Here is a 13,376-nt window from a genome sequence, read left to right as displayed (position 1 = left end):
GAAGTGCAGTCTGCTTCCGATATGAAGACCCGCGATTTTTCGGGAGTCACCATTCCTACGATCACCGAATCGATTGCTGATTTCGTTGATGGCAAGCCGAGCCTGACCCGTGCGAAAGTCGGTCCGCTGATTCTTGGCTGCGATTCCATGTTCCTGCTTGACGGCGAATGTTACGGCAAGCCGCATAGCGCTGAGGTGGCTCGGGAACGACTGCGTGCCATGCGTGGTGCCACCGGTGAATTGTGGACGGGCCATTGCCTGATCGACTTCGCCACCGGGCATATCGCGCGAGGCGCGAGCAGGGCCACGCTGCATTTCTGCGAGTATTCCGACACCGATATCGAACGGTACATTGCCACCGGAGAACCGCTGGAAGTGGCTGGTTCCTTCACGCTTGAGGGCTTCGGTGGAGCGTTCATCGACTCCATTGAAGGCGATCCGCACGGCATTATCGGCTTGAGTCTTCCGCTGGCGCGCCGTTTGGCCGCCGAGCTTGGCGTGGAATGGACCGATCTGTGGAATGTGACGCGAGCCGATCAAGAACCGAACGTTGAACACGATTCGCGAACCGGTGCCGCAAAACCGCTTCCTCCCAAGGAAAACGTGCATCAGCCGGGTGATGGTTGGATTGATTGCGATTGCGGCCGCAAGCATTGGGGCACCAATGGCGCGTCCGGCGTGCTGCTGGCCCGCCGAAGCGAACAGACCGGCGAAGTGACGCACGTTGTCATGCAGCATCGCGCGGTGTGGAGCGCGGAAGGTGGTACATGGGGCATTCCAGGAGGTGCCACCGCCGACGGTGAAAGCCCGATTGAGGGCGCGTTGCGCGAATCGTACGAGGAAGCCAACATCACGCCGGAAGATATCGACGTGGTCGGCTCGTATTGCGAGGACCACGGCCCGTGGGCCTACACCACCGTGTTCGCTTTCGAAAAGCCGGGGCACCGCGTAGAGCCGAAGGCCAACGACGACGAAAGCATGGAAATCGAATGGGTGCCGATTGAGGAAGTCCCCAATCGTAAACTGTTGACCGCCATGCGTACCGACTGGCCGAATTTCGCCGCGCGACTCGCGCAAATGGCTGCAAAATAGCCGCTGTTAGCGCTAACCGGGGTTGCGTGTAGAATAGTCGAAAGTAACAACGGTAGTGTGCGGAAGGCGACGGAGCATGGCAGGCAAGCGCAATGCGGCGAACAAACGCCCCTCGATGTTCGAAGTGGCGAAAATGGCTGGCGTCAGCCATCAAACGGTGTCGCGCGTGATCAACCATTCCCCCGACGTGTCTGACGCGACCCGCGAAAAAGTGCAGAAGGCCATCGATGCGCTCGGCTACCGCCCCAGCAATTCCGCGCGTGCGCTCGCCTCGCATCGATCCCGCACTATCGGTTTGATTGCGGGTGGGCAGCGTTTTTATGGCCCGATCTCCGCGATTTCCTCGATTGAGGCGATGGCGAGGCAGCATGGCCTGTTCATGTCGGTGAGCATGGTGCACGAAGCGCTCTGCTCGCAGACGGAATTCGACGAATTGTGCTCGACGTTCGATGAGATGAACGTGGACGCGTTTATTTTCCTCACACCGACGGATGTTATGTTCTCTGCCGCCTGCCGTGCGCAGATTACGCAGCCGCGCGTGATCGTTACCTCCACGCATGGCAATGTCAGTGTGCAAGACGGTTTGCGCCTGATGAAGCCCGCTGACCGTCGCCGCGTGTCCGTTGTGGGCGTGGACCAGTGGGCTGCCATGGCCGACGTGATGCATTTGGTGGTTGAGTATGGGCATCGTTCCGTGCTTTATTTCGCAGGTCCGAAGGAATGGCGTGACGCCGCCACGCGTTTGATGGCGTGGAATAAGCTGTGCGCGGCCAATACGGTGAGTTCCGTCACCGTGCAATGCGAAACCTGGGAATCGACCGAAGCGTACGGCAAGATGAACCATATTCTTGAAAATATCGGTCGAACCGGCGGAAATCTGCCGACATGCATGGTGTGTGCGAACGACAGCCAGGCTGTTGGCGTGGCTCGCGCGCTGCACGAGCATGGCATGCGTATTCCGCAGGATGTGAGCTTGGTCGGCTTCGACGACATGCCCGCCATGGACAACATGTACCCGCCGCTGACTACGGTTCGTCCGGATTTTGAACAGCTCGGCATTGCCGCTATGCGTGAGACGCTGTTTTTGCTGGGGGAGGGCGATGAGAATTCGTTCGCCTCGTCGCAGCATGGCGTTGGTCTGATTTCCGCAAAGGTGATCGGGCGTACATCTTTGGGCACCGCCAGCCGTCGCTGAATATTTCCTGCGATTTTTGTATTTCTTGCGATTCTCGTATCTCTTTTTGCCGCATGTGCTGCGATTGCCGGATTTCGCAATGCCGGTATATCAAGAAAATCGGCTGACGATCTGCTGGTAGCACGTTGACGATTGCGTGACACGTCGAACTTGTATAGTCGCCATTTTCTGTTTAGAATAGTGAGCGTTAACAGTGAGCGCTAACATTCCGTCGACAATGTGGTTGTGAGGCGCTCGGATGCAAGGAGTTTGAAACTATGGCGCAAGAGCAGGGACTTGACGATCGCATCGCGCTGACCGCCGAGAAAATCCGCGCTGGCAAGACGAGTCTGGGCATCGAATTCGGCTCCACCCGAATCAAGGCCGTGCTCATCGACGACACGTACACCACCATCGCAGCCGGCGACTACGGCTGGGCCAGCCACTTGGAAGACGGCCTGTGGAGCTATTCGCAGGAAGAAATCTGGACCGGGCTGCAGACCGCATACGCGGCGCTCGCCGAAGATGTCGAAAACGCCTACGGCGAAAAGCTCACCCGCGTGGGACGCATCGGCTTCTCCGCCATGATGCATGGCTATCTCGCCTTCGATAAGAACGGCGAACTGCTGGTGCCGTTCCGTACTTGGCAGAACACCAACACTTCCGAAGCGCACGAGAAGCTTTCCGAACTGTTCCAGTACAACATTCCGGAACGCTGGTCCATCGCACACCTGTACCAGGCCGTGCTCAACGACGAAGAGCACATTGGCAAGGTCGATTTCTTCACCACCCTCGCCGGCTACGTGCACTGGAAGCTCACCGGCAAGAAGGTGCTCGGCGTTGGCGACGCATCCGGTATGTTCCCGATCGACCCGACCACGCACACCTACGAAACCGAATTCATCGAGAAGTTCAACGCGATTCCGGAAGTCGCAGCCCAGCCGTGGAAACTCGTCGACCTGCTGCCGGAGCCGCTGGTCGCCGGCACTCCTGCTGGAACGCTGACCGAGGAGGGCGCCAAGCTGCTCGACCCGACCGGCACGCTGCAGCCGGGCATTACCTTCGCCCCGCCGGAGGGTGACGCGGGCACCGGCATGGTGGCCACCAACTCCGTGCGTGTGCGCACCGGTAACGTTTCCGCCGGCACCTCCATCTTCGCCATGGTCGTGCTCGAACACAAGCTGGAACGCCTGCATCCGGAAGTCGACCTCGTCACCACTCCGGCTGGCGATCTTGCAGGCATGAGCCACGCCAACAACTTCACGTCCGACCTCAACGCATGGGTTGGCCTGTTCGGCCAATTCGCAGCCGCGATCGGCACTCCGGTCGACGCCGGCACCCTGTATGGCACGCTGTTCCGCGCCGCCATCGCAGACGACGTCGATTCCAACTGCGGCGGACTCATCAACTACCCGTTCCGCTCCGGCGAATTCCTTGCAGGACTCCCCGAAGGCCGTCCGCTGTTCGCACGCGGTCCGGAAGCCCGCATGAGCCTCGGCAACTTCATGCGTGCCCAGCTGTTCAGCGCCTTCTCCCCGGTGAAGATCGGCATGGACGTGATGACCAAAGACGAAGGTGTTGCCGTTGACTCCCTCGTTGGTCACGGTGGCATCTTCACCACCCCGAAGGTTGCCCAGAAGATCCTCGCAGCCGCATTCGATACGCCGATCAAGGTGATGTCTACTGCAGCCGAAGGTGGCGCATGGGGCATGGCCGTGCTCGCCGACTACCTGTGGCACGCCGATCAGCCGCTCGACGAATTCCTTGACGCTCGCGTATTTGCAGATGCAGCTTCCACCACGGAAAATCCGGACGAAAACGACGTTGCAGGATTCGAGGAATTCTTCGATCGCTTCCGCAAGGGACTGCCGATCGAGCATGTTGCAATCGAAAGCATTCCGCTGGAAACCAAGTAAATAAATATTTTAAAAACTTATTTCAATTTGAAAGGAAATGATTATGGCTACTTTGGCTGATTATGGTCCCGAGGTGCGTGCGGAGGTCAAGCAGGTGCGCGAGGTCGTGGCGGCTTTGCACGAGCAGCTGGTCAAGTGGAACCTGGTGGTGTGGACGGCTGGCAACGTGTCGCAGCGCCTGCGCACCGCGGATCTGATGGTGATCAAGCCGTCGGGCCTGCGTTACGAGTATCTGACGCCGAGCTCGATGGTGGTGTGCGACTTGGACGGCAACGTGGTGGACGGCTCGGAGTCCCCTTCGTCTGATACGGCGTCGCATGCGTACATCTACCGTCATATGCCGGACGTGTACGGCGTGGTGCACACGCATTCGACGTACGCGACGGCGTGGGCGGCGACGGGCCAGAACATTCCGTGCGGTCTGACGATGATGGGCGACGAGTTCGGAGGTCCGGTTCCGGTGGGGCCGTTCCGTCTGATCGGTTCCGAGGCGATCGGCGAGGGCGTGGTCGAGACGCTCAAGGAGTATCCGAAGTCCCCGGCTGTGCTGATGCAGAACCATGGTCCGTTCACGGTCGGCAAGGACGCGGAGGCCGCGGTGAAGGCGGCGGCGATGACGGAGGAGGTGGCCCATACGATGTGGGCGGCTCGTCAGTTGGGTGAGATCATTCCGATTTCTGATGAGGATATCGCGAAGTTGAACGATCGTTACACCAACGTCTACGGACAACACTGAGCTGCAAATCAGCGATCGCAATCGAAATAATAATTTAAAAACTCCATAAACAACGAAGTAAAGGAACAATCAAATGGCAATGGAAAACCCGTTTGAAGGCAAGGAAGTCTGGTTCGGCGTCGGATCCCAGGATCTGTACGGCGAGGAAGCGCTGCGTCAGGTGGCCGAGCAGTCCGGCGAAATCGTCGACGCGCTCAACGCAACCGGCAAGATCCCGGTCAAGGTGGTGCTTAAGCCGACCCTGAAGTCCTCCGACGGCGTCAAGGCCTTCATGGTCGAAGCTTCCGCCAACCCGAACGTTATCGGCGTGATCACCTGGTGCCACACCTTCTCCCCGGCCAAGATGTGGATCCGCGGCCTCGAAGTGCTCACCAAGCCGCTGCTGCAGCTCAATACGCAGCACCACTTCGAAATCCCGTGGGAAACCATCGACATGGACTTCATGAACCTGAACCAGGCCGCACACGGCGACCGTGAGTTCGGTTACATCCTGACCCGTCTGGGCATCAACCGCAAGATCGTGGTTGGCCACTACACCGATCCGGCCGTTGCCGAAGAAATCGGCACTTGGGCACGCGCCTGCGCCGGCTGGGATGCTTCCAACAACATGAAGGTCATGCGTTGGGGCGACAACATGCGCAACGTGGCCGTCACCGAAGGCGACAAGACCGAAGCCGAGCGCGTGTTCGGCGCATCCATCAACACTTGGGCCGTCAACGAGCTCGTCGCAGCCTACGAAGCCGTCAAGGACGATCAGGTCAAGAGCATCATCGAAGACTACAAGGCCAAGTACGACGTTGATCCGGCTCTGCTTGACGCCAAGTACGATTCCCTGTTCATCGCGACCAAGGAAGAAGCCGCCATGGTCAACATGATGCGCGCCAATGGCTGCACCGCCGGCGTCGACAACTTCGAAGACTTGGGCGCCCTCCCGCAGCTGCCGGGCGTTGGCCCTCAGCGCTTCCCGTCCGAGTACGGCTTCGGCTTCTCCGCCGAAGGCGACTGGAAGACCGCAGTGCTCGTGCGCATCGGCGCAGTGATGGGCTACGGCCTCGAAGGTGGCGCTTCCCTCATGGAGGACTACTCCTACAACTTCACCCCGGGCAACGAGATGATCATGGGCTCCCACATGCTCGAAGTCTCCCCGTCCGTCGGCACCATCGCCAAGCCGAAGCTGGAAATCCACCCGCTCGGCATCGGCGGCAAGGCCGATCCGGTGCGCTTGGTCTTCACCGTCGCCCCGAAGAAGGACGCCGTCGTCGTGTCCATGTCTGACGTGCGCGAACGCTTCCGCCTGACCATGAACCTCGTTGACGTGGTCGAGCCGCTTGGCGAACTCAAGCAGCTGCCGTGCGCCCGTGGCCTATGGAAGCCGCAGCCGGACCTCAAGACCTCCGCCGAGTGCTGGCTGCGTTCCGGCGCATCCCACCACACCTGCATGACCACCTCCGTCGGCCGCGAGGCTTGGGAAGACTTTGCCCGCATCGCCGGTGTCGAACTCGCCACCATCGACGCGAACACCAAGGCCGCAGAATTCGAGCGCGACCTTGAGATCTCCGAAATGTACCACCGTCTCAACAACCGTCACTGACATAACGGAGCGTTAACGGCACGGCAGAAGACTCGACGTACCTTCGTACGCCTTCGCCTTCTGCCGCACCGTTACCGCACGCGTTATGCACTGACGGAACCGTCACTGATTGTCGCTTTACTGACAATGGCTGATGGAGTGTCGTTAGACATTCTGGATTCATCACTAATCTCTGCCATATGAGCGCCGGCAGGCCGGATTAATTCCGATCGCCGGCGCTCGTTTGTATTCCTCGAAAGTTGTACAGACAGAACAAAAGCGTGGGGTGCGAGAGAACGTTTATATTCTCTCGCACCCCACGCGTTTATGCATTATGCGATTCAGCGCTTGCCGTTGTAGATCTGCTGATCGATCACGTTGGCGAACACGCGGTTCACTGCCGGACGCACCACTTTCAGTGACGGAGTCAGGCACTTGTTGCTTTGCGTGAACTGGGTGTCGAGCACTACGAACTTGCGCACGGATTCAGCGCGGGAAACCGTCGCGTTCGCCTTGTCGACATACTTCTGGATTTCATCGTGAACGGCGGCGGCCGCAGCCACGCGATCCAGCGGCGTGTCGGCAGAAAGTCCAACGGAAGGCAGCCACGCTTCCAATCCTTCCTGATCCAGCGTAATCAGCGCACCGATGAACGGGCGATTGTCGCCGACAACCACCGCATGCTCCACAATCGGGCACTTTGCAATCTCCTGCTCCATCGGAATCGGGGAAACGTTCTTGCCGCCGGCGGTGATAATAATATCCTTCTTGCGTCCGGTAATCGTAATACGGCCTTCATCGTCGATCGTTGCCAAATCGCCGGTGCGCAGCCAGCCATCTTCGGTGAACACTTCAGCGGTTTTCTCCGGCAGATTATGGTATCCCATGAACACGTTCGGGCCCTTCACCTGCAGTTCGCCATCTTCGGAAATGCGAATCGACGAGCCCGGGGCAGGCTGGCCAACGGTGCCGATCACATTGTCTGTCACGCGGTTCGCGGCGAACGGTGCTGCGGTCTCCGTCATGCCGTAGCCTTGGATCATCGGCAGTCCAATGCCGTTGAAGAAGTGTGCGAGTGACACGTCGAGCGGAGCACCACCACAGGCAACAAACCTGATCTTCGGACCCAACGCTCCGCGAACGGCATGATACACGGAAGCCTCATATGAAAGATGCTGTGCGATCTGCTTGGCGGTCGGACGTTCTCCGGCCTGTTGCATGCGAGACCAGTCGCGTGCAGCTTCGGCTGCCTTGAGGAACAGGCGTCCCTTCCAGCCCATGCCAGCCTTGCGGGAGGCCGCGTTATACACTTTTTCGAACACGCGCGGCACGCCCAGCAGGTACGTTGGTTCGAACGAGCGCACGTCCGGAAGCAGCGTCTTCGTGTCGGGCAGGTAGCCGACCACGCCATCGTCGGAAGCGATCGACGCATACTGAATGAAACGCGCGAAGCAGTGCGCAAGCGGCAGGAACAGCAGCAAACGCGGCTGATCGTCAAGAATTATCTCATGCAATGCGATGCTGCCTGCGCGCGTGATACTCACAAAATTACGGTGCGAAAGTTCGGCGCCCTTCGGAGCCCCCGTGGAACCGGAGGTGTATACGATGGTGGCCAGGTCGTCGGCTTTCACCGACGTGATACGCGACTCGAGCTCCTCGTCGGAAACGGTCACGCCCATACCTTCCAACGCGCCCATCGCATTGGAGTCGAGCATGAGAATGTGCTGCAGGTTCGGGCAGTGGTCGATCACGGAATCCAAGCGGTCGAAACGTTCGCGATCATCGGCGATGGCGAGCTTCACGCTGGAATCGTTGAGAATGCGTTCGGCCTGCGCCGCGGAATCGGTGTCGTAGATCGGCACGTTCACCGCGCCGATTGCGGCCAGCGCGAAGTCGAGCACACCCCATTCGTAACGGGTGGTGGAGAAAATGGTGACGGCATCGCCCTTGTTGATGCCGAATGCGATGAGGCCTTTCGCTGCGGCGATCACGTCATTGTGGAATTCGCCGGTGGTCACCTCGACCCATTTGCCCGGACCGGTTTTACGTTCCGCGATGATGGTGCTTTCTCCGGTGCGTTCGATGCGTTCGGTGAGCAGGGAGTAGATGGTTTCGTCGTCGCGTACCTCAACGGAAGTTCCCGGGGTGGTGTACTCGGTGAGCATGAAGCGTTCTCTTTCTCGCGGTTTTTGCGTTATTTCCGCGTATTTCTGCTTGTGATGCGTGCGGGAGCGATACAAACCGTGTGTCCGCGTTTCCTACCCCTTGCGCACCTCGTATATGGTAAGTTACGGGTCCGTAAGTCTGCATTGTGAGAAGCGACAAGAAATATTTGAGCAACTTTGTATGAACTGACAAACGATTGAAAATCGTCAAAAGTCAAACGATGGGTGTCGCGCTGTGTCTGTTCAAAAAAAGTTTGACGTAACGGTTGCGGGGGTGTTGCCATGCTTCCCGAATATCCCCGAAACGACGGTAAAATCAGCGAAATGCGAAGAAATGGTGGTGCGAGCGATTTTTATCGAGTACACTCACGAGTGACGCAATTTACCCCTTGCGTCAGAGGGCTGCCTGCTCAACGGCGAACATCCAGCCTTTCTCTTTTCAACGTTGCTGATTTGAGGTCGATTATGGCAATTCGATTGCGACGGTTCGCTGTATGCAATGCGCCCTTGACGATTGCGAGCTGCCTTGGATAGGCTGAAAACGGTTTGCCACGCACCGGTTTTCCCGTATTGGCCTGTTGCGATTCGTTCGTTGGATGCATGGCGATTGCGCTTTGGGCCGTAGGCGAGCTGGCAACGCGAGCGCGCTCATTGGACGGAAGGTGTTTATGTTTGACAAGAGGCTGTTTTCCCTCGCTCCCGGCGTGGGGAGGTTGGTTGCGGCGAAAGTGTTCTGCCAATGGATCGGGCTGCTGTCCAACGTCGTATTCGTGGTGACGGTGGTGGTCATGCTTTCGCCGGTGCTTGCCGTGGTGGAATCGGCGTTCGATCCAATGTTCTCCATGGGCGATAGTGGCCTGCTTTCCCGCATGTTCGTCGGCCTTGGCTACGGCGGATTCAGTGCGGAAACGTATATCGGATGCGTGCTGGCGATTGTGGTCTGTGCGGTTCTGCGTTTTCTGATGATGCGCGCCGCGGCCTATTTCGGCGCAGAAGCGGCCGAGCGTGTCAAACTCGCTTTGCGTGAACAATTATTCAATAAAATGCTTGCGATTGGACCGTCGTATTCGCAACATATCAGTACTGCCGATGTGGTGCAATCTGCCGGTGAAGGCATTGAACAAATCCAAAGCTTCTTCGAATTATTCCTACCACAACTGTTTTATGCGATTCTCGCGCCGGTAACGTTATTTTTTATAGTTGCGCCGATTAATATGCCGACGGCTGTTACATTGCTTGTATGCGCGCCGTTGATTGTATTGATTGTTGGCATGGTCGCAATGCGCGCAGCCCGAGTATTCAAAAAATATTGGGGAAAATACACCGACATGGGATCTGTGTTTCTTGACAATGTACAAGGTCTTGAAACGCTGAAAACTTTTGACGCCGATGCGCATGCCGCCAAGAAAATGAGCGAGCAAGCGGAACAATTCCGCGTAATGACCATGAATGTTCTGCAAATTCAATTGCGCTCGCTCACCGCCATGGACGTCGTCGCATACGGGGGTGCCGCGGCCGGCGTGGGCGTGGCGATCTGGCAGTATGCGAGCGGTGCCGCATTGCCGCTTGCCGGCGTGCTGCTGATAGTGCTTCTTTCCGCGGATTTCTTCATTCCGCTGCGCCAATTGGGGTCGTTCTTCCATGTTGCGATGAACGGCATGACTTCAACCAAGCGTATTTTCGCATTGCTTGATACGCCGATTCCTGCGCACGGAATGCAGGGAATGCCGGAATTCGGCGCTTCCGATAACGGTGTGGACGTGTGCTTTGATGACGTGTCGTTCCGATATGCGGACGTGGCTGCGGATACGGCTGTGGCGGATGTGGAAACCGGGGAAACCGGGGAAACCGGGGAAACCGGGGAAACCGGGGAAAAATCCGGTGTGGTTGGTGCCGGAAAAACAGGCATGCCGAAAGATGACGATGGTTCGGTCGTCGCATTGCATGGCGTCTCTTTCACTGCGCGGCGCGGGCAGGTGACCGCCATCGTCGGTCCGTCCGGATCCGGCAAATCTACCGCCGTCGAACTGCTCGCCGGAAATCTTTCCGGATATGAAGGATGTATGTGGCTGCGGCCCGGAAACGCAGGAAATAACCCGACGCAACGGTACCAAATCGCCGATCTTTCCATCGAATCCCTTACGAGAGAAATCGCCATCGTGGCGGCGCAAAGCCACCTTTTTGCAGGGACGTTGCGCGACAATCTGCTGATGGCCAAGCCGGATGCCACCGAAAACGAACTGTGGCAAGCGCTGGAAGCAGCACATATCGACGAATTCGTGCGTGCACAATCGCAAGAACTTGACCTGGCCATCGAACAGGGCGCAAGCAACCTGTCCGGAGGCCAAAAACAGCGTATCGCCATCGCTCGCGCATTGCTGCGGGAGTCTGCCGTCTACATTTTCGACGAAGCCACCAGCAGCGTCGATGCGGAAAGCGAAACCCTGATTCTGCAAACCATTCGTGCGCTTGCCGATCGCGGCAAAACCGTGATCATGGTGACGCATCGCATGGCGAATGCGGCCGACGCTGATTATGTGGTGGTGTTCGAACGCGGGCGCGTGACGGAGCAGGACGCACATGCCGAACTCATGCGTGCCAACGGAACATACGCCAAACTGTTCCGCGCCCAACAAACCGTAGAAAACATAGGTCTACGCAATAACGCAACCCATTCCACCTCTGCATCCCACGCACTTAAAGCGTCCGATTCTGCAGAATCAGTCACGCAGCGTGCGGAAATGGGTCTCCAAGTGTCCGATTCTGCAGAAACGGACGTACAGGGTGCGAAAACGGGCGTTCGTATGTCCGATTCGGCAGAATCGGACGCGAAGGCAATGCCGACGGCGCGGGTGATTGCGCGTTTGCTCAAAGAGGTTGGGCCGCAGCGCAAGTACATGATCGTCGCGTGCGTCTGCGGCACGCTCGGCCATCTCGCCGCCACTTTCCTGCCGGTGTTCGGCATCGCGGCGGCCTTCGCCGCAGTCGGCTCGCCCATCTGGAATCTCAGCGTTCCCGCGGCGCTCGCAGCCATGGCCGTATGCGCGCTGATCCGCGGCGGCATGCGCTATGCCGAACAGTTCATGAACCACAATGTGGCGTTCCGCCTGCTCGCGCTATTTCGCACGAAAGCCTTCGCGGCTCTGCGGCGTCTCACCCCGGCCAAACTTGCGGGCAAAGGCAAGGGTGACCTGATCGCGCTGGTTACCACCGACGTGGAACTGCTGGAAATCTTCTTCGCACACACCATCAGCCCGATCGTCATCGCCGTTGTGACCACCGTCGTCTACACACTCGCACTGCTCACCCTAAGCGCACCCCTCGCTGTGACGTTGGTCATCGCGCACCTCACCGTCGGCGTCATACTGCCAAAGTTGTTCGCGTCGGCGGTGCGAGGCGTCGGTCCGAAACTCCGCGAGGAATCCGCCGCCCTTGACGACGAAATGCTTGACGATATGCGCGGTATCGGCGAAATCATCCGCTTCGGCCAAGGCGATGCCCGGCTCGCTTCCATCACGCGGCGCACTCTTTCATTGTGGGGCAAACGTTTACGATTGAGTGCGAAGAATGGCGATTTTGCAGGATTGGGCGCGGTGTTGGTGATGCTGTTTACCGCAATTGCAGCTTTCCTTGTGATGACGTTGTGCACCGTGGTTTTCACTGCCGCCGATATGCCGGAAGGCCTGATTTGGATGGGTTCCGCGGATTCGAACGCCCCTGCGCTGGTTGCGGCTTTTGTATTGCTTGTCAGCTCGTTTGGTCCGACGCTTGCATTGAGCGCGCTGCCGGCGAATTTGACGCAAACGTTTGCTTCGGCACGTCGCCTGTTCGCATTGATGGATGAGGCTCCCGCTGTGGTTGAGCAGGGGAGCGAACGCCCGGAATATCAGGGCATGACAATGCGCGATGTCACATTCGGCTATGGATCCGGCGCCCGTATTTCCGGCGAACGCACGCCAAACGGGCGGTCGGAGTATGCGACTGGCATGTGTCCGGCACGCCCCGCGGAAGCGCAATCCTCCGGCGAACAAGGTGCCGGCATCGCCTCGCAACCGGTGCTCGACCATGTTTCACTCGATGTTTCACGGCAGGGCATTCTCGGTATTCAAGGCCCGTCCGGGCGTGGAAAATCAACGATGTTGAAACTGCTGATGCGCTACTGGGATCCGGATTCCGGCACGATTTCGCTGTCGGATGTTCCATTGCCGCAGGTTGACGCCGGATGGCGTCGGCGCGTGCAGACGATGATGGGGCAGGAGACGTATCTGTTCAACGGAACGATTCGCGAAAATCTCGCTATTGCCTGCGATTCTGCCGATTCCGCAGCGTCTGCCATTCCCGATTCCGTATTGCGCGAAGCGCTCGCCAAGGCGTCCGCGCTCGAACTGGTCGATGCGCTGCCGAACGGCTTGGATACGCAGGTCGGCGAGTTGGGCGGGAGCCTTTCGGAGGGCGAGAAACAGCGCATCGGATTGGCCCGCATGTTTCTTCGTGACGCCGATTTGGTGCTGTTCGACGAGCCGACGAGCCGTCTTGACGCCTATAACGAGTCGGTGATTCTCGGGTCGATCAATGATCTTGCCGAGCGGGGGAGCGCCGTCGTGCTGGTGTCGCACCGCGATTCCACCATGCGCATCGCTGATCGCATACTGCGTATGTAGTGTGCAATACGCGAATCCATCTGTACCCCCGTCCGCAATGTGGTCGTATGAAAATCATGCGT

At 58.4% G+C, this 13,376-nt stretch carries 6 protein-coding genes and 1 pseudogene; 6 read left to right on the top strand and 1 reads right to left on the bottom strand.

What is annotated here, in order from left to right:
• Positions 1-21: 21 nt before the first annotated feature.
• The 5 genes and pseudogenes from WMO36_RS04195 to araA form a co-directional block, all read left to right on the top strand.
• Positions 22-1,092, top strand: a pseudogene (locus tag WMO36_RS04195) (Maf family protein); the annotation flags it as partial.
• Positions 1,093-1,168: 76 nt separating this feature from the next.
• On the top strand, positions 1,169-2,287 hold the full coding sequence (locus WMO36_RS04190; protein ID WP_144171231.1) for a LacI family DNA-binding transcriptional regulator: 1,119 nt from the start codon (positions 1,169-1,171) through the stop codon (positions 2,285-2,287).
• A gap of 257 nt (positions 2,288-2,544) precedes the next feature.
• Complete coding sequence (locus tag WMO36_RS04185) at positions 2,545-4,182, top strand: xylulokinase (protein ID WP_294447417.1); 1,638 nt, start codon at positions 2,545-2,547, stop codon at positions 4,180-4,182.
• A gap of 43 nt (positions 4,183-4,225) precedes the next feature.
• Entirely contained in the window at positions 4,226-4,918 is a 693-nt protein-coding gene (locus WMO36_RS04180; protein WP_144165322.1) for an L-ribulose-5-phosphate 4-epimerase, read from the top strand.
• Positions 4,919-4,991: 73 nt separating this feature from the next.
• Positions 4,992-6,509, top strand: coding sequence for an L-arabinose isomerase (gene araA, locus WMO36_RS04175; protein ID WP_349076928.1), 1,518 nt, complete (start codon positions 4,992-4,994; stop codon positions 6,507-6,509).
• Between the two features lie 320 nt (positions 6,510-6,829).
• Here araA and WMO36_RS04170 read toward each other — a convergent pair whose 3' ends face one another.
• The gene (locus WMO36_RS04170; RefSeq protein ID WP_349076926.1) at positions 6,830-8,653 is read right to left on the bottom strand and encodes an AMP-dependent synthetase/ligase; all 1,824 of its coding nucleotides are present in this window, start codon (positions 8,651-8,653) and stop codon (positions 6,830-6,832) included.
• Between the two features lie 668 nt (positions 8,654-9,321).
• Here WMO36_RS04170 and WMO36_RS04165 point away from each other — a divergent pair.
• Entirely contained in the window at positions 9,322-13,314 is a 3,993-nt protein-coding gene (locus tag WMO36_RS04165) for a thiol reductant ABC exporter subunit CydD/CydC (RefSeq protein WP_349076924.1), read from the top strand.
• Positions 13,315-13,376: the final 62 nt, after the last annotated feature.

The organism is Bifidobacterium hominis (assembly GCF_040095915.1).
Classification (GTDB): domain Bacteria; phylum Actinomycetota; class Actinomycetes; order Actinomycetales; family Bifidobacteriaceae; genus Bifidobacterium; species Bifidobacterium hominis.
The sequence above is the reverse complement of the archived record's forward strand: the minus strand, read 5'-3'. Positions and strand labels throughout refer to the sequence as shown.